This is a genomic window from Clostridium sp. TJA038 (assembly GCF_058310255.1).
In genome coordinates, this window is record NZ_JBZEFA010000001.1 from 870,051 (window position 1) to 890,782 (window position 20,732).

Below are 20,732 nucleotides of genomic sequence, written 5' to 3' on the forward strand. Positions count from 1 at the left end.
ATAAAATTATACTAAGTTAAATCTTAAAAATATACTTTAAATTTAATATATACTTTAATGAGATTAAAAAAATAATTATTATTTCATAAATTTAGTATAAGTCAAAATTTAATTACTTATACTAGATTATCGACAATAAGATTAACAAATGATATAATTTTATAATATTGCAGGGTTTTATAATATATTAAAAATCATACCATTAATTGAAGGAAATATCAATTTAATTTATTTATAACAAAGAATTAAAAGTGGAGGGAAAAACATTGAAAAAGGTAAGATTTATATATAATCCATATTCGGGAGAAAATGCTATTTTAAAAGAACTTGATAAAATAATAACTATGCATCAAGAACAAGGATACACCATAGTTCCTTATAGAATACAAAGGGGAGTAGATGTTATAAATGCTTTTGATATTGTAGACTCCTCTTATGAATACATACTTATAGCAGGTGGAGATGGAACAATAGATACTGTTGTAAATGCTATGAAAAAAAGAGGTTTAGATATTCCTATAGGAATAATACCAGTTGGAACTGCTAATGATTTTGCAAAGCATTTAGAGATGCCTCAAGATGCAGGAGCTTGTGTTGAGAAGATATTAAATTCTCATGCAGTTGGTGTTGATTTAGGAAAGGTTAATGATAATTACTTTGTAAATGTATTATCTACAGGACTATTTACAGATGTGTCTCAAAAAACAGATACAAATTTAAAAAATACTATAGGAAAACTTGCATATTACCTAAAGGGTTTAGAGGAAATACCTAATTTTAGAAAATTAGAGGTTAAGATAACAGCAAACGGAAAGGTGTTTGATGAACCTATATATTTAATGCTTGTTTTTAATGGGCAAACAGCTGGGAACTTTAAATTAGCTACAAAAGCTAAGGTTCAAGATGGACTTTTAGACATAGTAATTTTTAAAGCTTGTCATATACCAGAATTAATACCTATGTTTATAAAGGTTTTAAAGGGAGAACACTTAAATGATTCTAGAATTGAGTACATAAAAACAGACGAACTTCTTATAGAATCTAATGAGGATATAGTAACAGATATAGATGGGGAGAGAGGACCAGATTTTCCTTTAAGAGTTCAATGTATCAAAGATGGAATTCAAGTTTTAGGAATAAATAGTAAAGATAAATAATACTTTATAGTAATGAGATTAATATGTAAACAAGAAAGGTAAAAATAAATTAGGAGGGCTTTATGAATGAAAGATTTATTTATTACACAATATTGTTTCTTATAATTTTCATTGCTATAAATAATTTAGTTGGAAATTATAAATATTCACCTAAAAAATTAAAAGGTACTATATATTTAGTATTTTTTTTACAGTTTTTAAAAGCAGTTACCTTAATAGTGCTATCAGTATTTAATAAGCAAGAGTATATAAATCTTTTTAAATATGTAGTTTTTTTAGATATAATCTATATTCCTATATTAAGTTTAATTGCTTTTTTTATTTTTCTTAGAAGTGATAAAAAAGAATTTAAAATATTTAAGTTTATGCCTTTTTTAATTTTAATATCTTTAATATTTTTTATAGGATTTTCTAGAACTTATTTTGAAATTTCTTTAGACTATGGGTACTTAGTAAGTGCTTTAGGAGAAAACATTATAAAGTCTATCTTTATAATATTATTATCAATTTTATTAGGTTTTTTTATTTTTTTAGAAAAGGAAAGTCATTCAGATAAAAGAGGACTTTTTATTTTAAGTGTAATTTTAGCCTTTGTAATAATTGAAAATTCTTTAGGATTTTTAGGGATGAAATTTTTAAATGGGTATATAGTAAGTGATTTGATTTTAGGAATGTTAGGAAGTTACTTACTTATTAGCTTTAAGAAAAATAGAATTTTTAAAAGACTATATTAAGTTTTAAGATTAAATTTTATCTTTTAAAGACTTTAATATAGTCTTTATCTTTTAAGGTAAAAAATTTTTTTCTAGGTTTCCTTGATTTAATTTTATAATTTTACTTGAAACATCCTTTGCAAAGTTTAAATCATGAGTTATTATTAATATTCCTATATTTTCTTTTGAAAGTTTCTTTATTAATTTAGAAACTTCTAAAGAAAGAATAGGGTCTAAAGCAGAGGTTGGTTCATCAAAACATAAATATTTAGGATTTAGCATTAAAGCTCTTGAAATTGCAACTCTTTGTTTTTCTCCACCAGATAGTTCAAAAGGGTAGGAAAAAGCTTTATCTTCTAAAGAAAGTTTACATAAAATATCCTTAGCCTTTTTAGTAGCTTCTTCTAAGGGCATTTTTAAATTGTTAACAGGAGCTAAAATTAAATTTTCTAAAACATTTATATGAGGAAAGAGATTAAAGTTTTGAAAAACTAAGCCAACCTTTTTATGTAAGAAGGAAAAAGCTTTAGAATCTTTATATATACCATCTTTGCAAAGTTTTAAAGAGTCTATAGTTATATCGCCATAATCACACTTTTCTAAGCCATTTAAAATTCTAATTAAAGTTGTTTTACCAGCTCCCGATTTTCCTAATAAGGTAACTATTTCTCCTTCTTTTATATTTAAATTTATGTTATTTAAAACTTTTTTTCCTTTAAAGGATTTTTCTAAATTTTTTATTTCAATCATTTTAAAACCTCCTAATTTTCATAATAAGAATATTTTTTTTCAAGAGTATTAAATAGGTAAGTTAAAATTATTATAAGGATTAAATAAATAATTCCTACTAAAAATAAAGGCATAAGAGAAGCATCTCTATTACTTGCTATTTTCCCTGCTCTTAAAAGTTCTCCTATACCAACTACATAAACTAAAGAAGTATCCTTAATTAAAGTTATGGTTTCATTGCCTAAAGAAGGAAGAATTTTTTTAAAGGCCTGAGGTAATATTATTTTTTTAAAGGTAAATAACTTTGAAAAACCTAAGATTTTACTTGCTTCTAATTGTCCTTTATCTATATCCTTAATACCAGACCTAAAAATTTCTCCAAAATAAGCAGAATAATTTAGTGTAAAGGCTATAATAGCAGCAGGAAATCTATCTAAAGTTATTCCTATTAAAGGTAGTCCAAAAAATATAAAAATTAATTGTAAAAGTAGAGGGGTTCCTCTTAAAATTAGAACATATATGTAAGATATATAATTTAAAAATTTATTTTTGCATAATCTAAAAATAGCAATTAAAATTCCTAAGGGAATAGATAATATTAAGGTTAAAATAAACACTCCTAAGGTATTTTTTAAACCTTCTAAAATTGAAGGTATTAAAGAAATTATATAGTTCAAAATAAAAACCTCCTTAATTTAATTATTTCCAAACCATTTTTCATAAATTTTATTAAAGGTACCATCTCTTTTCATTTCTTCTAGAGTTTTATTTATATTTTCTAGTAAATTTGAATTTTTTCTAAGACCTACATTATAACTTTCCTCTCCTAAATCTTCCTCTAAAATATAAAAGTTTTTAGGATTCTTTTTAGAAATATAGTATTTAGCTAAAACTTCATCACAGAGAATAGCATCACTTCTTTTAGATTCTAAATCCATAAAGCAATCATTAAAATTATCATAAAGCACAGCTTCTTTATTTTTTAAAATATTTAGAATATCCTCCCTTTTAAAAAGAGTATGAAGGGAACTAGAACCATCTTGCGTTGTTAGAGTCTTGCCTTTTAAATCTTTTAGAGATTTTATATTAGAATTAGATAAGGTTACTACAACTTGTCTATTTTTTAAGTAAGAATTAGAGAAAGAAACTTTTTTTTCTCTTTCCTTTGTAAAACTATATCCATTCCATATAAGGTCTATATTTCCATTATTAAGTTCAGTCTCCTTCATAGACCAGTCTATAGGTTGAAATATAGGTTTTAAATTAAGTCTTTTTAAAGTTTCTTTAGCTAAATCAATATCAAAGCCTGTAAGCTCTCCCTTTTCATTTCTAAAGCCCATAGGCACAAAGGTATCATCTATTCCAACTATAACTTCATTTTTTTCTTTAGGATTTATTCTTTTATTTTTTGAACAACCTAAAAAACATAATGAAAGTATTAAAAAAGAGATTGTTAAAAATAATGTTTTTTTCATAAATAAACCTCCTTGCTTTGTTAGTTTATTACTTTATCATATTAAAGTAATAAAGTCAAATAAAAATAATTTTATTTAAATATTTACAAAACGTTGCATTTTAAAGTTTATATAATATAATAAATTAGAGAGTTATGTAATTTAAGTAATTATAGGTGGTGAAACTAAATGGAAGATAGCCCTCGAGAAGATAGGTGCATTTTAAAATTAAATATTAAGAAAAGAGGGAAGTTCTTTTTAGCTCTATAAACCTTTTAACTTCCTCCTTTTCTTAGAGGTAATTTTAAAAATTGAAAATTTAAAATTAAAAAGGAGGAGAGCTTATATGAATAAATTAACAATGTTTTTATATAGTAATATAATAAACAAAAAGATTTATGATGAATTTAATGAAGTTCTAGGAGTTTTAAAGGATGTTTACGTAACTACAGAGGATGGTTACCCAAGAATTATAGGATATAAAGTTAAAAGAGATGGGGTAATATTCGATTACGAATTTAAAAGTATAGACTTTTATCAAAAGGATAATGGGAAATTTAAAATACAAATAAGAGGAAGTAGAGAGATACTTCCAAGAAATTATACTTATCTTTTATCACAGAATTTACTAGATAAAAAGATAGTTGATTTAAAGGGTAAAAAAGTTGTAAAGGTTGATGATTTAAGAATAGTAAAGATTGCAGGAGAGTTTAGAGTAATAGCTGTTGAAACAGGTAAAATAGTAAAGTTTAGACGTAGAGGTTTAGAGGGCTTAGGAAAATTGTTAGCTAGGTTTTTTAAGGAAAAATTCCAAGAAAAAGTTATTATGTGGGAAGATGTAGAATCCTTAGAAATGATAAATGATAACTTAAAACTAGCTCTTCCATATAAAAAGCTTCAGAAACTACATCCTGCTGACTTGGCAGATATCTTAGAAGAACTTGATGCAATTAACAGAAAAAAAGTTTTTGATAGCTTAGATGAAGACTTAGCAGCAGATACTTTAGAAGAAATAGAACCAGAGGTTCAAAGTAGTATAATAAAAGGGCTTTCTCATTCAAAAACAGCAGAGCTTTTTGAAAATATACCAAATGATGAAATTGCAGATATTATAGATGAACTAGATGAAGAAGAAAGAGAAAAGGTATTAATAGCCTTAGAAAATGAAGATGCTAAGGAAGTTAAGGAACTTATGGCATATTCAGATGAATCTGTAGGAAGTATAATGAATAAGGATTTTATATCCTTTAATTTAGACCTTACCCTACAAGAAACCGTGGAACTTTTAAGAGAATTAAAGGCTGATGAAGAAGTTATGTACTATGTTTATATAACTGATGAAGAGGATAGATTAAAGGGTGTAGTAACTTTAAGAGACTTAATTATGAATGAAGGAGATAAAAGACTTAAAGAAGTTATGCATACATCTTCTATAAGCGTTAATATAGATAGTACTATAGAAGACGCTATAGAAAAATCCACAAAATATGATTTAATATCAATTCCAGTTGTAGATTATGAAGAAAAGTTAGTTGGTATGGTGCTTATTCATGATATAGTAGATGAACTTATTCCAAATAATATGAAAAAGAAATTTAAGAAAAAGTATAATGATTAGTTGACAAATTTTAATAAAAGAATATAATAAAGTATATAATTCATATCAAAATAGTCAGAGATAAATGTTGTGATAAAGTAGAGTATTATAAAGAGAGGTTACAGAGAGAAAGTGGTGCTGGAAATCTTTCACTGAATCTTTATAAGAAGTGCACTTTTGAACAGAAATTTTGAAATTTTTGAAAAGTAGGAATTTTCGAGTATCACCCGTTAAAGTGATTTAAGTATTTTTTAGTACTTTAAATAAGTGAGGTCTTTACCTAATTAGAGTGGAACCACGGAGTAAAATCCGTCTCTAAATAGAGTAGAGACTTTTTATTATATTTTTTAGGAGGATTTTATATGATTTTTAATAATGTTTTAGATCTAATAGGAAATACACCAATTTTAAAAGCGAATAATCTATTTGAAGGAGAAAAGGTTTTTGTAAAACTAGAGAAGTTTAACCCTGGTGGAAGTATAAAGGATAGAGCGGCTTTAGGTATGATAGAAGAAGCGGAGAAAAAGGGGGTATTAAAAGAAGGTGGAGTTATAGTTGAGCCAACTAGTGGAAATACTGGTATTGCTCTTGCAATGATAGGAAAAATTAAGGGATATAAAGTTATTATAACTATGCCAGAGACTATGAGTAAAGAAAGAAGAGATATGATTAAGGCCTATGGAGCAGAGATAATATTAACAGAAGGAAGCAAAGGAATGAAAGGTGCTATAAGTGAAGCAGAAAGATTAGCAAAGGAAAAGGGATATTTTATGCCACAACAGTTTTTAAATAAGGCAAATGCAAAGAAACACTATGAAAGTACTGCAGAAGAAATAATAAAAGAAATGCCAGATTTAGATATATTTATAGCTGGAGTTGGAACAGGAGGAACTATTACAGGTGTTGGAAGAAAGTTAAAAGAATACAATAAAAATATTAAAGTAATAGCAGTAGAACCTAAGGATTCAGCTGTTTTATCAGGAGAAAATCCAGGACCTCATAAAATACAAGGAATAGGAGCAGGATTTGTACCAGGAATATATGATTCAAGTATTGTTGATGAAATAATAAAGGTTACAAATGAAGAGGCTTATTCTATGGCAAAAGCCTTTGCAGATAAAGAAGGTGTTTTAGTTGGAATATCTTCAGGGGCAGCTTTATTTGGTGCTAAAGAAGTTTTAAAAAATGTAGACAAGGATAAGAAGGTTTTAGTTATAGCACCTGATGGAGGAGAAAAGTATTTTTCAACAGGCTTATATGATTAATTTTTAGGAGTGAAAAATTTGTTCAAAAATTTAAGATATGATATAGAAAATGTTATGAAAAATGATCCCGCAGCTAGAACAAAGATAGAAGTTTTATTGCTTTATCAATGCATACATGTTTTAATTTTTTATAGAATAGCTCATAAACTATATAATATAAAAATGTTTTTTCTAGCAAGGTTAGTTTCTCAACTAGGAAGATTTTTTACAGGTATAGAAATTCATCCAGGAGCTAAAATAGGAAGAGGTTTATTTATAGACCATGGAATGGGAGTAGTAATAGGAGAAACAGCAGAAATAGGAGATAATGTTACTATATATCATGGAGTTACCCTTGGAGGAACAGGAAAGCATAAAGGTAAGAGACATCCAACTGTTAGTAATAATGTTATTATTGGATGTGGAGCAAAGGTTTTAGGACCTATACATATAGGAGATGGTGCAAAGATTGGAGCTAATGCGGTAGTTTTAAAGGATGTGCCAAAGGGTAAAACAGCAGTTGGAATACCAGCTAAATTTAAAAATTGATTTATAGAATATTTAATATTTTGTTTTATAATAGGACTATAGTTTTAATTAACTTTATAAAAAGTCAATTAAACTATAGTCTTTTAAATTTGAGGTGAACATATTGAAGGAAAAAATTTTAAGTTTTTGTAATTCTTTAGGACTAGATACAGTAGGCTTTATAAAATGTAGAGAGTTTACAGAACTTAAGGAAGTTTATGAAATAAGAAAAGAAAAGAATTTTGAAAATGAATTTGAAGAACAAGATATAGAAAAGAGAATTAATCCAAATATATACATGGAAAATGGTAAAACTATAATAAGTATAGCTTTTCCATATCTACATGATAGAGAAAGTAAAGAGAATGGTTTTTCTATTTATACAAGGGGAAGGGACTATCATTTTGTACTAAATAATTATTTAGAAAAAATAGTAAACTATATAAAATCCTTAGGAGGAGAAGCTATAGCTTTAGTAGATAGTAACTCTTTACCAGAGAGATATATTGCATATTTAGCTAAGGTTGGTTTTATAGGGAAAAATAATATGCTTATAACTAAAAAATATGGTTCTTATGTTTTTTTAGGAGAAATAATTACTGATTTAGATATTCCTTGTGATGAAGAAAGAAGTTTAGAGGAGTTAAGAGAATATAAGGAGTGCAATGATTGTGAAATTTGTTATAAAGCTTGTCCTAGCAAGGTCTTAAATAGAAGTAAAATGACAAATACTAATTCTTGTATGTCTTATATAACACAAAAAAAGAATGTAGAAGAGAAATATTTAAAACTTTTCAATGGAAGAATTTTTGGCTGTGATAGTTGTCAAAAAAAATGTCCTTATAATGAAAATATATTCTACTCTAAAATAGAGGATTTTAAGCCTTTAGATTTTATGGAAAAGGATTCCTATGATGATTTTCATAAATTAAGTAAAAAAGAATTTAACGAAAGTTTTAAAAAAACTTCCTGTGGATGGAGAGGAAAAAATGTTATTTTGAGGAATATAATGATTAAGAAGGTATTAATAGATAAGGAGGATATATCAGATTATCAATTAAATTCTAAAAATCTTAAAGATTTTAAAAATAGACTTTTAAATTTTTATGATGTATAATAATATATTGTTAAAATTTGATACAGGAGGTAAAGTTATGTTTAGTCGTATAGTAGCTAATGTATTAGTTAAATTACCAGACAGTATTTTTAAACCAGTAGCAGGAAATTTAATCGGTGGATGTTTAAATAAATATGCTGACCTTAATGTTTATGGACTTGATGAAATAAAAAAAGAGGAGGGTCCTTTTATATTTATAGGTAACCATTTAAGTAATGCAGATGGATTAGTTTTAGATAAGGTTTTACAAAAGCCCTTTGATCCATATTTTATAGCTGGTGTAAAATTAAATGATAAAGCCTTAACTAATATAGGCACAAGACTAGTTAAGAATATAGAAATAAAACCAAACTCTGCAGATAGAGAATCTTTAAGTAAAATTGTAAAGGCTGTTAAGGGAGGAGAAAATATAGTAATTTTCCCTGAAGGCACAAGAAGTAGAAATGCAAAAATGATAGAAGGTAAAAAAGGAATTATACTTATAGCAAGACTTACAAAGGCAAAGATAGTACCTTTTGGAATGACAGGAACAGAAAAGCTTATGCCAATTAATGATAAAAATATGGGAGCTGAGAAGTTTCATCATGCAAAGGTTAATATAAAGTTTGGAAATCCTATAGAACTTCCTAAAAAAGAAAAGGATGAAGGAAAACATGAATATGAAGAAAGAGCTTTAACTTATCTTATGAAAAGTATAGCAAAACTTTTACCAGAGGAATATAGAGGTGTGTATAAATAAAAACTAGGGGGATATGCTATGAAAAAGAGAACTAAAGAGGTTTTAGAAATTTTAAAAAAAGAGTATCCAGATGCTAAGTGCGAATTAAATTATGAAACTCCTTTTCAACTTTTAGTTGCAACAATTTTATCAGCTCAAACTACTGATAAGAAGGTAAATGAGGTTACTAAGGGACTTTTTAAAGACTATCCAGATGTAGATTCCTTTTTAAAGATAACTCAAGAGGAGTTAGAAGAGAGAATAAAGCAAATAGGTCTTTATAGAAATAAGGCTAAAAATTTAATTATGATGGCTAGGCAGCTTAAGGAAAATTTTAATGGGGAAGTTCCAAAAACTATGGAAGGAATAACTTCTCTAGCAGGGGCAGGAAGAAAGACTGCAAATGTAGTATTATCAAATGCTTTTAATGTTCCATCTATTGCTGTAGATACTCATGTTTTTAGAGTTTCAAATAGAATAGGTTTAGCTCATGCAGATAATGTGCTTGAAACTGAAAAACAACTTCAAAAGGAGTTGCCTAAAAAAGAATGGTCTTTAACCCATCATCTTTTAATTTTTCATGGAAGAAGATGTTGTATAGCTAGAAAACCTAAATGTGATATATGTAAGATAAATGAATACTGTGATTATTTTAAAAATAATAAATAAAAAGCTACACAAAAGAGTGTAGCTTTTTATTTATTTACTAGATTCTTTTTTGTTATATAAAAATATACAAAAAGATGATAATAAAATTAATCCATAACCTATTAAGGATATGCTACTAGGAATGTCTCCAAAAAGAACAAAGCCTATTAAACCTGTAAAGATAACCTGTGTATAGTCATAAATTGAAATATCTCTAGCAGGAGCGTATTTATAAGCTGCTGTTAAAGCAAATTGAGCACAAGAGGCAGCAACACCTGCAAGGATTAAAAATAAAAATTCCTTTAAGGTAAACATTTTAAATTGAAATAGCATAATAGGGAAAGTTGTAACTATTGAGAAAAAGGAGAAGAAAAACACAATAGTAGCTCCCTTTTCTTTCCCACCTAAATATCTAACAAAGGTATAAGCACCACCAGCAAAGGCTGCAGAGCATAGTCCTATTATAGAAGGAATAAAATTACCTGCTAAACTTCCACTAGGTCTTACTATAAATAATACCCCAGAGAAAGCAACTAAAAGACATATTATATGAATAGGTTTTAGTTTTTCCTTTAAAAATAAATATGAAAATATAATAACAAAAAATGGACTTAATTTATTAAGAATTGTAGCATCTGATAGTATTAATCTATCAATTGCATAATAGTTAGCCCATATTCCTAAAGTTCCTAAGGCGGAACGGCCAAGTAGTGCAAGCCTATTTTCTTTATGGCCAAAAAGTAATGCTTTATCTTTTCTTACTAAATAAAAGGCCACAATACAACTAACTAAATTTCTAAAAAAGCTTTTTTCTATAGACGGTAAATCACCAGATAATTTTACAAAGGTACTCATAAGTGCAAAGCTAAAGGCAGATATGGTTATTAAAATTATCCCTTTTGTTTTATTATTCATTAAATCCTCCTATTAAATTGTTAAAATTTTTATAATAACATTTTATTTCTTAAAAATAATTAGGTCAACATTAATAATATATAGTAATTTTATGAAGAAATGAATAAATTTTTGCAAAAAAGGTTTATTTTTTTTCTTTTAATATATAATGTAATTATCATTATGATTTAAGAATGGGGAAAGTTTATATATGTTAAATGGGCTTTTTAATAATTTAGATGTTAAAGAAAAAACATTAAAACGAATTGTCATAATTACTATAATAATTCTTACTTTATTCTTCTTAAAGGTATTAGGGATTATTTATTGTTTAAATAAAAATACCTTTAAGGGAGGAAATACTGTTTATGGTGCAGAGGAGATTATAGTAATAACACAGGTTATTCTTTGTGTTATGATTTTAGCTATATGCTTTTTATATTATAAGGGACTTAAAAGAAAAGAATTTTTTGGTATATCCTTAGTTTATGTAAGTTTTATAACTAAGATGATATTTATAATTTTTACGGGCGGTTTAATAGATAGTCAGCTTTATGATTTGAATTTATTTAGTTTCTTATTTAGAGGAGTTCTTCTTTTATTAGCACTTTCTTGCATCGAAAAGTTTGATTCCTTTATAGATAAGTATAAAAAGACTGTATTGCTTTCTGTAATTTTGATAACGATTTTATTACAATGGTTAAATCTTAATTATGGGCTAGGAACTTATAATTATAGTCTTTTATATAATTTTACTTTAGTTATAATATTTTTTGTTTATACTTCAAGTATAATAATTTGTTTAATAAAAGTATTTAAAACAAAGGAAATATATTACTTAGTGATTATGGTAAGTTCCTCTGTTATGTTATTAAAATTAATTTATGGAATATCTTTAATTTTTACAGGAAACCAACTTATAAAACTAAATATAGTATTTTTTAACTTTATATCTATTATTATATTTGTTTTTGGTATGTTTTTTGATTCTTTACAGATTATAAAAAAGAAGGATTTTGTTCAAGAAGAATTAAGTGTATTTTTTAATTTAATAGAATTTGATTGTAATAGCGAGGTTATACTTCTAAGCAATGGATTAAAGGTTATATATGCAAATGAAAAGTGTAGAAATAAGAGAATTAAAGAGGAAATATCTAGAGATAAGGCTTATAAAGATTTAGAATTTAAAATTAAGGGCTTTTTATATGAAAAAAATATTTTAAGTATTGAGAGCATACTTAGAAAATCTAAAGAGTGGAATGGTGTTGCAAAGCTTAATGAGGGAGAAGAAGTTCTAGATATAAATGTTCAAAAGATAGAAAAGGGAGAAAACTTATATTATGTTCTTAGAATAAATGATATTACTGAAGAATATATTATGGAGAAAAAATTAAGGTTAGAAGAACAAAGGTTAAGAGGAGTTACAGAGAATATAAAAGACCTTATTTTTACAATAGATAACTTTGGAAAAATAAGCTATGTAAATAAGGCAGTTACAGAGGTTTTAGGCTATAAGGAGGAGGAGTTATTAGGGAAAACATATTATGATTTACTTCTTGTAGAATCTAATTTAAACATTATAGATAATAAGTATTTTAGTGAGGATAAAATACTTACAATAGATAAGGTAAGAGCTAAGAGTGGAATGGTTGAATTAGAATCTATATCTAGTAGAATTACGGATAATAGAAACAATACCTTAGGATGGGTAAGAGTTGCTAGAAATATACAAGATGTTAGAGAAATAGAAGTTTTAAAAAATAAATTTAAGGAGATAAAGCAGTACGACAGAATAAGAGGAGAGTTTTTTGCAAATTTATCTCATGAGCTTAGAACTCCTATAAATATAATTTATTCTTGCATACAACTTTTAAATAATAGTAAAAATAATGGAGAAAATTTTGAAGTAGTTTATGATAAGTATGAAAAAACTTTAAAGCAAAACTGTTTTAGAATGCTAAGGCTTGTAAATAATCTTATAGATATAACTAAGATTGATGCTGGTTTTATAAAGATGAATTTTGTAAATTGTGACATTATAAAGTTAACAGAGGATATAAGTTTATCTATAATACCTTATTTAGAAGCTAAAAATATAGAGATAATTTTTGATACAGATTGTGAAGAACTTGAGATTGCTTGCGACCCTGATAAAATAGAGAGAATACTTTTAAACTTATTATCTAATTCAATAAAGTTTACTGAAGCTGGAGGAAAAATTGAAGTTAATATATTTACAGATGAAAAGTGGGTTGATATAAGGATTAAAGATAGTGGAATTGGAATTCCAAGTCATATGAAAGAGTTTATTTTTGAAAGATTTATACAAAATGATAAATCCTTAAATAGAAATAAAGAGGGAAGTGGCATAGGACTTTCTCTAGTAAAATCCTTAGTTGAGTTACATGGTGGAAAGGTCTTTTTAAGAGAAAGTAGTAAAAAGGGAAGTGAGTTTTCTGTATTATTGCCTAACATTAGAATGGAAGAAGAAGAAAAGGAAACAAGTAATTTAGAGTATAAAAGAGGGGTTGAAAAGATATCTATAGAATTTGCAGATATTTATGATATATATTAGCTTTTAAAAAGTAAAATATTTTCATTAACTTTATATTTTAAAAATATAGTGATATAATATTAAAGGTTTGTTTATAAAAGACAAGTCCTTAATTATTTCTATTTGGAGGTAAAAATATGAAAGTTGGAGTAATAATGGGAGGCATTTCCTCAGAAAGAGAGATATCAATTCAAAGTGGTAATTCTGTAGTTGATGCTTTAGATAAAGATAAATATGAGGCTATTCCTATAGTCTTAAATAAGAAGGAAGATTTAATAGAAAAGGTTCGTGGAATAGACTTTGCACTTTTAGCCTTACATGGTAAATTTGGTGAGGATGGAACTGTTCAAGCTGTTTTAAAAACTTTAGGTATACCTTTTTCAGGCTGTGGTCCTTTAAGTAGTGCTATATGTATGGATAAAGATATGACAAAAAGAATCTTAGCCTTTGGAAATGTTAGAACAGCAAAGTGGTTAATGGTTTCATCTTTAGAGGAAGTAGATTATGAAAAGATAGAGGCTTTAGGATATCCTGTCTTTATAAAACCTAATAATGGAGGGTCTTCAGTTGCTACAACTTTAGTTGAATCTAAAGAAGGAGTTAAGGATGCTGTTTTAGAAGCTTTAAAATATGATGAAGAAGTTATGATTGAAGAGTATATTAAGGGAGACGAGATAACTTGTCCTATAATTGATGGAAAAATGTTACCAGTTTTAGCTATAAAACCAAAGGGTAAGTTCTTTGATATAGCTTCAAAATATGAAGATGGTGGAGCAGATGAATTTATAGTTAATCTAAATGATGAGCTTCACAAGGAAGTAGAAAAAATGGCTTTAGAAACTTATAAACTATTAAAGTGTGATGTTTATGCTAGAGTTGATATGTTAGTAAAGGATAATATACCATATGTATTAGAAGTGAATACATTACCAGGAATGACAAAAAATAGCTTATTCCCAAAAAGTGCAGCTGGTATAAACATGAGTTTTAAAAAACTTTTAGATACAATAATAGAAAAATCTTTAAAAGTTAATAGAGAATAAAATAATTAACATATAGTTTAGTAACAACTTTCTAAAAAAAATTATATTTTATATAGTAATAATATTTTTTGGAGAGTATTAATGCAAGATAGAAATCCATTAAGTACTTTTGGACCAGATTTAAATGAATTTAGTAAAGATGTTGACTTTTTAACTCTTTCTAAAAATTCAGATTTTGTATATTTAAGAGCTTCTGGTTCTGGAAGTGGAAAGTTTAGAGTTGATAGGAAATTTTTATTTTTTGCAAAGGAATGTAGAAGATTAGGCATACCTTGTGGTGCCTATCATTTTGGAAAGCCTTCTAAGGATTTAGAAAGTGCTAAGTTACAAGCAGATAAATTTATTGAAATTTTACAAGAGGCCTTTGGTCCTTTAGATTATGGGGACTTATTTCCTGTAATAGATGTTGAAGTACCAGTTGATAGAAGCTTAAGTACTAGTGAGCTTGTAAAATGGATAGATACCTTTAGATACAGATTTGAAGAAAAAACAAGAAGAAGATTAATGTTATATACAGGATTGTTTTTCATAGCTTTATATGATGATTTTAAAGTAGAGGGAAAATATCCTCTAAGCGATATGCCTTTATGGCTTGCTATGTACACAAAAATACCTTCAAATCCTAAAATTCCACCTAATATAGGAGGATGGAGAAGATGGACAATGTGGCAATACACAGAAGAGGGTAAGTTAGATGGAGTTGGAAATTTAGTTGATTTAAATTGGGGGCCAAATAGTATAGATAGCCTAAAGCCACCAAATTCTGTAACAGGGCTTAAGGCTTATATGGTAGGAAATAAAATATATGTATCTTGGTATCCTAATAGAGAAATAGATTTAAATGGCTATAATGTTTTTATAAATGATAATTATGCAGGAACTTTACCAAGAAAAGCAACAAAGATTGTAATTGATAAAAATAGATTTAACTTACCTCTAGGAAAAGTTATAAAGGTGTCCATAGAAGCTTTTGATATTGCAGGAGATTTTTCAAAGGAGAGAAGTGAATACTTTTTAGATAACATTTAAAATGGTATGTTTTTAGAGTAAATAGAGTTAAAGTTTTTTAGCTCTATTTAATTTTATTCCAAAAAGTATAAAAAATTTGTTATAATAATAAATGTTATTATATTGTAATGATTTTTAGCAAATTTTAGATTATAGTTTTTTTTATAAGGTTTAGAGAGGAGTATAAAGGTGAAAGAAAACAAGGAAAATCCAAGCACAGTCAAAGGAAGAAATAAAAAAATAGTAATAATTTTAGTTGCTATTTTAGCAATTATTGCAATAGCTGTTTTTGCGTATATATTTAGTATTCAAAAGAAAGTTGATGCATGGAATAATAAAATTTATCCAAATGTATATGTTGAAAATATAAATTTATCGGGAATGACAAAAGATGAGGCTGTTAAAACTTTAGATGAAGAAGTTAAAGTACCTTTAGAAAGCAAGAGCATTAAGGTTCAAGCTGCAGATAAAAGTATTGATATAAAATACTCTGATTTGTCACCACAGTATAATATAGAAGAAACTGTAGAAGAAGCTTTAAATTATGGAAAAGATTTAAATCTTTTTGAAAAAAATAAATTAATAAAAGGAAAAGATAAAAAAGAATTAAATTTAGACTTTAAGTATGATGAATCAAAATTAGGAAGTTATGAAAAACAACTTTCAGATATGGTTAATCAACCAGCTAAAAATGCTACAATAAGTATAGATGGAGGCAACATAAGTGTTGTTGCAGGACAAGATGGACGAGTTATAGAACAGGATAAGATGGTTTCTTTAGTTAAGGATGCTATAAATGGCGATCCAAAGGGAACAGAGCTTGTAGAAGTTCCTGTAGATGTTACAAAACCTAAAATAACTAAGGATATGCTATCAAAAATAGATGGAGTTATAGGAAGTTTTACAACAAGTTATGCAAGTTCAAATTCAGATAGAAGTGCTAATGTAGAGATTGCAGCAAAGGCAGTTAATGGTACAATCTTAATGCCAGGAGACACTTTTAGCTATAATGATACCTTAGGAGAGAGAACTACAGATAAGGGATATAAAGATGGAGCAGCTTATATAGGAAATAAGGTTGTTATGGTTACAGGTGGAGGCATATGTCAAGTTTCAACAACTTTATATAGAGCTGTATTAAAAGCAGGTATAATGCCAACAGAGAGACATAATCACAGTATGACAACTACTTATTCAGGACCAAGTGAAGATGCTACAGTATCTTGGGGTTCTTTAGACTATCAATTTAAAAATCCTTATGATTTTCCTATATATATACAAGGGTATACAAGCGACAAACATGTTACATTTAACATTTATGGAAATGTAGAAGGAATGGATGGAAAAACTTATGAATTACAAACTGTTGTAAATGAAACTTTAAAACCATCAGTTCAAACTATTGAGGACCCAAATTTACCAGCAGGGGAAAGAGTTGTAGAGCAAAATCCAGTTACAGGATATAAATCTACAGGATATTTAGTTACTTATCAAAATGGAAAAGAAATAGATAAGAAATTAATAGGTCATGATGTTTATAAACAAAAGGATGAAATCATAAAGGTTGGTACAAAAAGAGGAGAAAGTAGACAGGCAGAAGCTCCAAAACAAGAAAGTCAAAATGCAGAGGGACAAAATAATAACCCTAAGCCTAATAACTAAAATTTAAAAAATGTATAATAATATTTTAAGGGGAAGGTTTTAATTAACCTTCTCTTTTTTTATAGGAGGAGAATTTACTATGTATAAAATGGTCTGTGTTGATATGGATGGAACTTTATTAAATTCTAAAAAATCTATTTCACAAGAAAATAGACAGGCTTTAAAAAAGGCTTATGAAAAAGGTGTACATATAATAATATGCACAGGAAGAAATCTTAAAAATGCTATTTATTTTTCAGAATTCTTAGGAGTAAATTGTGCAGTTATAGCTAATAATGGAGCTTGGATAATTGATGAGGATAAGAAAACTGTAATAAGCAAAAATTTATTAAATAAAACTCAATGCTTTAAAATAATTAATATTTGTAAAGTTTATAAAGGAGTTCCAAGTTTTCATTCAAAGGATAAGGTTTATTGGCCTTCTAACTTTAGAAAGTGTTTATGTAATGTTATTTTAAATAAAAATATTAAAAAAGAGCATAGAATTGAGAATTTTTATGTAAATACAAAAGAAAAGTGGGAGAAGGTTTTTAAGGATAATAGTATTGGAAAGTGTATAATAATAGATTTAAACAAGAAAAAACTTAAAAAAATAAAGGAAGAACTTCTAAAAGAAAATATTTATGAAGTTTGCAAATCAGGGAAGTATGCCTTAGAAATTAATAATAAAGGAGTTAATAAAGGGAGAGCTGTTAAGGCTTTAGCTAAAAAATATAAAATAGAAAGAGAAGAAATAATATGTATAGGAGATAATGAAAATGATATATCTATGATTGAGTATGCAGGTTTAGGTGTTGCTATGGGAAATTCTATAGATATTTTAAAGGAAAAAGCAGATTATATAACCTTTAGTAATGATAAAAATGGAGTTTCTAAAGTTATAAATAAGTTTATATTAAAAAATGAATAACTTGCATTTTAATTAATTAGATAATATCATATACTTATGACTTAAGTTAAAAAAATTGTTTTTTTACATTTATTTGGAGGGACAAAGGTGAATCTTAATATAGTATTATATCAACCAGAAATACCACAAAACACTGGAAATATTGCAAGAACTTGTGTTTTAACAAATTCAAAGCTTCACATAATAAAACCTATGGGCTTTGTTATAGATGATAAACATTTAAAAAGAGCAGGATTGGATTATTGGAGTCAATTAGACCTTGAAATTCATGAAAGCTATGAAGACTTTATGAAAAAGTATGGGGATAAGAAAATTTATTTATCTACAACTCATGCAAAGGACCATTATGATGAAGTAAAATATGAGGAGGGAGCTTTTATAATGTTTGGAAGAGAATCCGCTGGAGTTCCAGAAGAGGTTCATAATGCTCACCATGGAATAAAGGTACCAATGATAAATACAACTACTAGAAGTTTGAATTTATCAAACACAGTAGCTATTATAGCTTATGAAGCTTTAAGACAAATTGGATTTCCAAACATGAAATAAGGGGGAAATATATTTTGGATAAAATAAAGATCATAACAGATAGTACTTGCGACTTATCTAAGGAGATTATAGAAAAGTATGACATAGATGTAATGCCTATGTTAATAAACTTTGGAGAAGAGAGCTATTTAGATGGTGTTGAGATAAAAGTAGATGCTATGATGGATAGAATAGAAGCTGAAAATGCTCTTCCAACTACAGCACAGATAGTTCCAAATAGATTTATAGAAAAGTATAAAAGCTACTTAGAAAAGGGGTATAAGGTTATATCTATACACATCTCATCTAAGATGAGTGGAACTTATCAATCAGCATGTTTAGCTAAGATGGAATTAGAAAGTGATAATATAGTCGTAATAGATTCAAAAAGTGTAACTGTTGGTCTTGGATTAATTGTATTAAAAGCAGCTAGATTAATAGAAGAAGGAATAACTTTAGAAGAACTAGAAGAGGAAATTTTAGAATATAGAAATCATATTAAAAGTACTATAGCTTTTGAAAGTTTAGATAACCTAGTAAGAGGAGGAAGACTTTCAAAGGGAAAAGCCTTATTTGTAAATGCTTTAGGTATAAAACTTATGCTTAATATTTTAGAAGGCGAGATGAATGTTCAAGGTAAGATAAGAGGAACTAAAAAGATGGTTAAGGCAATGATTGAACAGTTTGATTCAATAGCTAAAAAAACTGGAGAGCCTATAGTTTTAGTTGAACTTGAAAATGAGGATATTTATATACCTATAAAGGAATATTTAGAAAGCAATAATATTGAATATATAAAACTTTCCTTAGGGTGTTCTGTAGCTATTCATTCAGGACCTAAGGTAATTGGATTATTTTATGTAGAGGACTATTAAAATAAAAAGAAGCTCAAAAATATTGAGCTTCTTTTTTTATACTTTTTTCTTACATAAATTTTATTTTAAAAGAAAATAATAAGTTTTATTAAGAAAAAAAGGAGAGGGTGAAATGAATTTTAAGAAATTTTTAAAAGGTATTTTCTTTGTTTTAATTCTTTCTTCTATGGTTTTAGGTTGTTCTAGGGAAGAAGGAATAAAATTAAAAAGAATAAGCTTTATGGAGAAGAAAAAGTATAATTTTGCCTTAGTAAGAGATGATTTTTCTAAGGAAGATAATTACTTTGTGGATTTAGCTATGGAAGGCTTAGAGAAAATAAAAAAGGAATATGGGGCAAAAATTGAAATTTTTGATACTATTTCTTCAAAAGATAATGAGAAAAAATTAAGAGAGGCTGCAAAAAATAATGATTTAACCTTTGCTTCCTCCTTTAAATTTTTAAATAGTTTAAATAAGGTAGCTAAGGATTATCCAGAGAAAAATTTTGCCATAATTGATACAATATCTAATCTTCCAAATGTTAAATCTATAGATTTTAAAAATGAAGAGGGAGCTTTTTTAATGGGGATAATTGCAGGATAAACAACTAAAACAAATAAGGTTGGTTTTCTAGGAGCTACTAATAATGAATTAATGGAAGACTTTTTATCTGGTTATTTATCAGGAATAAAGCTTTCAAATAAAGAAGCTTATAAAAATATAATAGAAGAAAATTTAATAGAATATATTGGGGATTTTAAAGATGAAAATAAGGGTATGCTTCTTTCAAAAAATATATATGATAAGGGAGCAGATATAATATTTGAGGTAGCAGGAGAAGGGGGAAAAGGGCTTTTTAAAGTAGCTAAAGATAAAGGGAAGTATGCTATAGGTTCTGATATTGATTGGGCAAAAAAATTTCCAGAGTATAGTGATTTTATTTTAACCTCTACTATAAAAAACTTAGATGTTGCTCTTTATAAAAGTGCAAAGGAGATTATAAATAGTGATTTTAAAGCAGGACCTAAAAATCAAATGGAACTTGGCATAAGAGATAAAGGAATTGAAATTGGTAAAATAAATACTTCTTTAATTAAAGAGGAAACTTTAATTAAGCTTAATAAATATAAAGAAGATATTATAAAGGGAAGAATTAATATACCTAGTAGCTTAGATGAAGTTGAAAATTTTAAAATTTAGTTAAATAAATATTAACAATAAGGTTGACAAAAGACAGAAAATTGTGCAATTATAAAGTGAAAATAAAAGCTTAAACTTTTAAAAATAAATTTTATACCTTTAATAAAATAAAAGAGAAATCTTTTTAACTGGTATGGTTAAAAGTCTATGCCAGTTTTTTTATTTTATCTAAG

The 20,732-nt window shown here is 26.9% G+C and carries 19 protein-coding genes, 1 pseudogene and 1 other annotated feature; of the genes and pseudogenes, 16 read left to right on the forward strand and 4 right to left on the reverse strand.

The window, feature by feature from the left end; translation table 11 throughout:
• The first annotated feature begins 266 nt into the window (after positions 1–266).
• Entirely contained in the window at positions 267–1,157 is an 891-nt protein-coding gene (locus tag AC4FQV_RS04155; RefSeq protein ID WP_491138623.1) for a YegS/Rv2252/BmrU family lipid kinase, read from the forward strand.
• 62 nt (positions 1,158–1,219) lie between these two features.
• A complete protein-coding gene (locus AC4FQV_RS04160) occupies positions 1,220–1,891 on the forward strand; it encodes a hypothetical protein (protein ID WP_491164593.1) in 672 nt (223 codons plus the stop codon).
• 51 nt (positions 1,892–1,942) lie between these two features.
• Here AC4FQV_RS04160 and AC4FQV_RS04165 read toward each other — a convergent pair whose 3' ends face one another.
• The 3 genes from AC4FQV_RS04165 to AC4FQV_RS04175 are packed head-to-tail and all read right to left on the reverse strand — an operon-like array spanning position 1,943 to position 4,074.
• A complete protein-coding gene (locus tag AC4FQV_RS04165; protein WP_491164596.1) occupies positions 1,943–2,620 on the reverse strand; it encodes an amino acid ABC transporter ATP-binding protein in 678 nt (225 codons plus the stop codon).
• 11 nt (positions 2,621–2,631) lie between these two features.
• Positions 2,632–3,276, reverse strand: coding sequence for an amino acid ABC transporter permease (locus AC4FQV_RS04170; RefSeq protein ID WP_491164598.1), 645 nt, complete (start codon positions 3,274–3,276; stop codon positions 2,632–2,634).
• Between the two features lie 18 nt (positions 3,277–3,294).
• Complete coding sequence (locus tag AC4FQV_RS04175; protein WP_491164601.1) at positions 3,295–4,074, reverse strand: amino acid ABC transporter substrate-binding protein; 780 nt, start codon at positions 4,072–4,074, stop codon at positions 3,295–3,297.
• Positions 4,075–4,399: 325 nt separating this feature from the next.
• Between AC4FQV_RS04175 and AC4FQV_RS04180 the strand changes: the two genes are divergently transcribed.
• The 6 genes from AC4FQV_RS04180 to nth all read left to right on the forward strand — a co-directional run bounded on the left by AC4FQV_RS04180 (position 4,400) and on the right by nth (position 9,926).
• Entirely contained in the window at positions 4,400–5,671 is a 1,272-nt protein-coding gene (locus AC4FQV_RS04180; protein WP_491138615.1) for a magnesium transporter, read from the forward strand.
• 60 nt (positions 5,672–5,731) lie between these two features.
• Positions 5,732–5,970: a binding site (T-box leader), on the forward strand.
• A gap of 42 nt (positions 5,971–6,012) precedes the next feature.
• Positions 6,013–6,915, forward strand: a complete 903-nt coding sequence (gene cysK, locus AC4FQV_RS04185) for a cysteine synthase A (protein ID WP_491164604.1) — start codon at positions 6,013–6,015, stop codon at positions 6,913–6,915.
• A gap of 18 nt (positions 6,916–6,933) precedes the next feature.
• Entirely contained in the window at positions 6,934–7,443 is a 510-nt protein-coding gene (gene epsC / locus AC4FQV_RS04190; protein ID WP_491164606.1) for a serine O-acetyltransferase EpsC, read from the forward strand.
• Between the two features lie 103 nt (positions 7,444–7,546).
• A complete protein-coding gene (queG, locus tag AC4FQV_RS04195) occupies positions 7,547–8,539 on the forward strand; it encodes a tRNA epoxyqueuosine(34) reductase QueG (RefSeq protein ID WP_491164608.1) in 993 nt (330 codons plus the stop codon).
• A 37-nt stretch (positions 8,540–8,576) separates the two neighbouring features.
• Positions 8,577–9,278, forward strand: a complete 702-nt coding sequence (locus tag AC4FQV_RS04200; RefSeq protein ID WP_491138610.1) for a lysophospholipid acyltransferase family protein — start codon at positions 8,577–8,579, stop codon at positions 9,276–9,278.
• An 18-nt stretch (positions 9,279–9,296) separates the two neighbouring features.
• Complete coding sequence (nth, locus tag AC4FQV_RS04205; RefSeq protein ID WP_491164611.1) at positions 9,297–9,926, forward strand: endonuclease III; 630 nt, start codon at positions 9,297–9,299, stop codon at positions 9,924–9,926.
• Between the two features lie 30 nt (positions 9,927–9,956).
• Here the strand turns inward: nth and AC4FQV_RS04210 are convergent, their stop codons facing one another.
• Entirely contained in the window at positions 9,957–10,820 is an 864-nt protein-coding gene (locus AC4FQV_RS04210; RefSeq protein ID WP_491138606.1) for a DMT family transporter, read from the reverse strand.
• Between the two features lie 190 nt (positions 10,821–11,010).
• Here AC4FQV_RS04210 and AC4FQV_RS04215 point away from each other — a divergent pair, with 190 nt between their 5' ends.
• The 8 genes and pseudogenes from AC4FQV_RS04215 (at position 11,011) to AC4FQV_RS04250 (ending at position 20,559) form a co-directional block, all read left to right on the forward strand.
• Positions 11,011–13,374 carry a sensor histidine kinase gene (locus AC4FQV_RS04215; protein WP_491138605.1) on the forward strand — a complete coding sequence of 788 codons (2,364 nt, stop codon included), beginning with the start codon at positions 11,011–11,013 and terminating at the stop codon, positions 13,372–13,374.
• Positions 13,375–13,490: 116 nt separating this feature from the next.
• The gene (locus AC4FQV_RS04220; RefSeq protein ID WP_491164613.1) at positions 13,491–14,396 is read left to right on the forward strand and encodes a D-alanine--D-alanine ligase; all 906 of its coding nucleotides are present in this window, start codon (positions 13,491–13,493) and stop codon (positions 14,394–14,396) included.
• 81 nt (positions 14,397–14,477) lie between these two features.
• The gene (locus AC4FQV_RS04225) at positions 14,478–15,425 is read left to right on the forward strand and encodes a glycoside hydrolase family 25 protein (RefSeq protein ID WP_491138603.1); all 948 of its coding nucleotides are present in this window, start codon (positions 14,478–14,480) and stop codon (positions 15,423–15,425) included.
• Between the two features lie 168 nt (positions 15,426–15,593).
• Positions 15,594–17,066 carry a VanW family protein gene (locus tag AC4FQV_RS04230; protein ID WP_491138601.1) on the forward strand — a complete coding sequence of 491 codons (1,473 nt, stop codon included), beginning with the start codon at positions 15,594–15,596 and terminating at the stop codon, positions 17,064–17,066.
• Positions 17,067–17,145: 79 nt separating this feature from the next.
• A complete protein-coding gene (locus tag AC4FQV_RS04235) occupies positions 17,146–17,976 on the forward strand; it encodes a Cof-type HAD-IIB family hydrolase (RefSeq protein WP_491164614.1) in 831 nt (276 codons plus the stop codon).
• Between the two features lie 87 nt (positions 17,977–18,063).
• Positions 18,064–18,525: a tRNA (cytidine(34)-2'-O)-methyltransferase gene (locus tag AC4FQV_RS04240; protein WP_491138598.1), complete on the forward strand. Its 462-nt coding sequence runs from the start codon at positions 18,064–18,066 to the stop codon at positions 18,523–18,525.
• A 14-nt stretch (positions 18,526–18,539) separates the two neighbouring features.
• The gene (locus AC4FQV_RS04245; RefSeq protein ID WP_491164617.1) at positions 18,540–19,379 is read left to right on the forward strand and encodes a DegV family protein; all 840 of its coding nucleotides are present in this window, start codon (positions 18,540–18,542) and stop codon (positions 19,377–19,379) included.
• A gap of 220 nt (positions 19,380–19,599) precedes the next feature.
• Positions 19,600–20,559 (forward strand): annotated as a pseudogene (locus AC4FQV_RS04250) (BMP family lipoprotein).
• Positions 20,560–20,732 lie beyond the last annotated feature (173 nt).

Coding starts and splice junctions, on each gene's coding strand:
- AC4FQV_RS04235 (WP_491164614.1), top strand. CDS start 17,146: ATGTATAAAATGGTCTGTGTTGATATGGATGGAACTTTATTAAATTCT.
- AC4FQV_RS04165 (WP_491164596.1), bottom strand. CDS start 2,620: ATGATTGAAATAAAAAATTTAGAAAAATCCTTTAAAGGAAAAAAAGTT.
- AC4FQV_RS04180 (WP_491138615.1), top strand. CDS start 4,400: ATGAATAAATTAACAATGTTTTTATATAGTAATATAATAAACAAAAAG.
- AC4FQV_RS04215 (WP_491138605.1), top strand. CDS start 11,011: ATGTTAAATGGGCTTTTTAATAATTTAGATGTTAAAGAAAAAACATTA.
- AC4FQV_RS04225 (WP_491138603.1), top strand. CDS start 14,478: ATGCAAGATAGAAATCCATTAAGTACTTTTGGACCAGATTTAAATGAA.
- cysK (WP_491164604.1), top strand. CDS start 6,013: ATGATTTTTAATAATGTTTTAGATCTAATAGGAAATACACCAATTTTA.
- AC4FQV_RS04160 (WP_491164593.1), top strand. CDS start 1,220: ATGAATGAAAGATTTATTTATTACACAATATTGTTTCTTATAATTTTC.
- AC4FQV_RS04200 (WP_491138610.1), top strand. CDS start 8,577: ATGTTTAGTCGTATAGTAGCTAATGTATTAGTTAAATTACCAGACAGT.
- AC4FQV_RS04175 (WP_491164601.1), bottom strand. CDS start 4,074: ATGAAAAAAACATTATTTTTAACAATCTCTTTTTTAATACTTTCATTA.
- AC4FQV_RS04210 (WP_491138606.1), bottom strand. CDS start 10,820: ATGAATAATAAAACAAAAGGGATAATTTTAATAACCATATCTGCCTTT.
- AC4FQV_RS04220 (WP_491164613.1), top strand. CDS start 13,491: ATGAAAGTTGGAGTAATAATGGGAGGCATTTCCTCAGAAAGAGAGATA.
- nth (WP_491164611.1), top strand. CDS start 9,297: ATGAAAAAGAGAACTAAAGAGGTTTTAGAAATTTTAAAAAAAGAGTAT.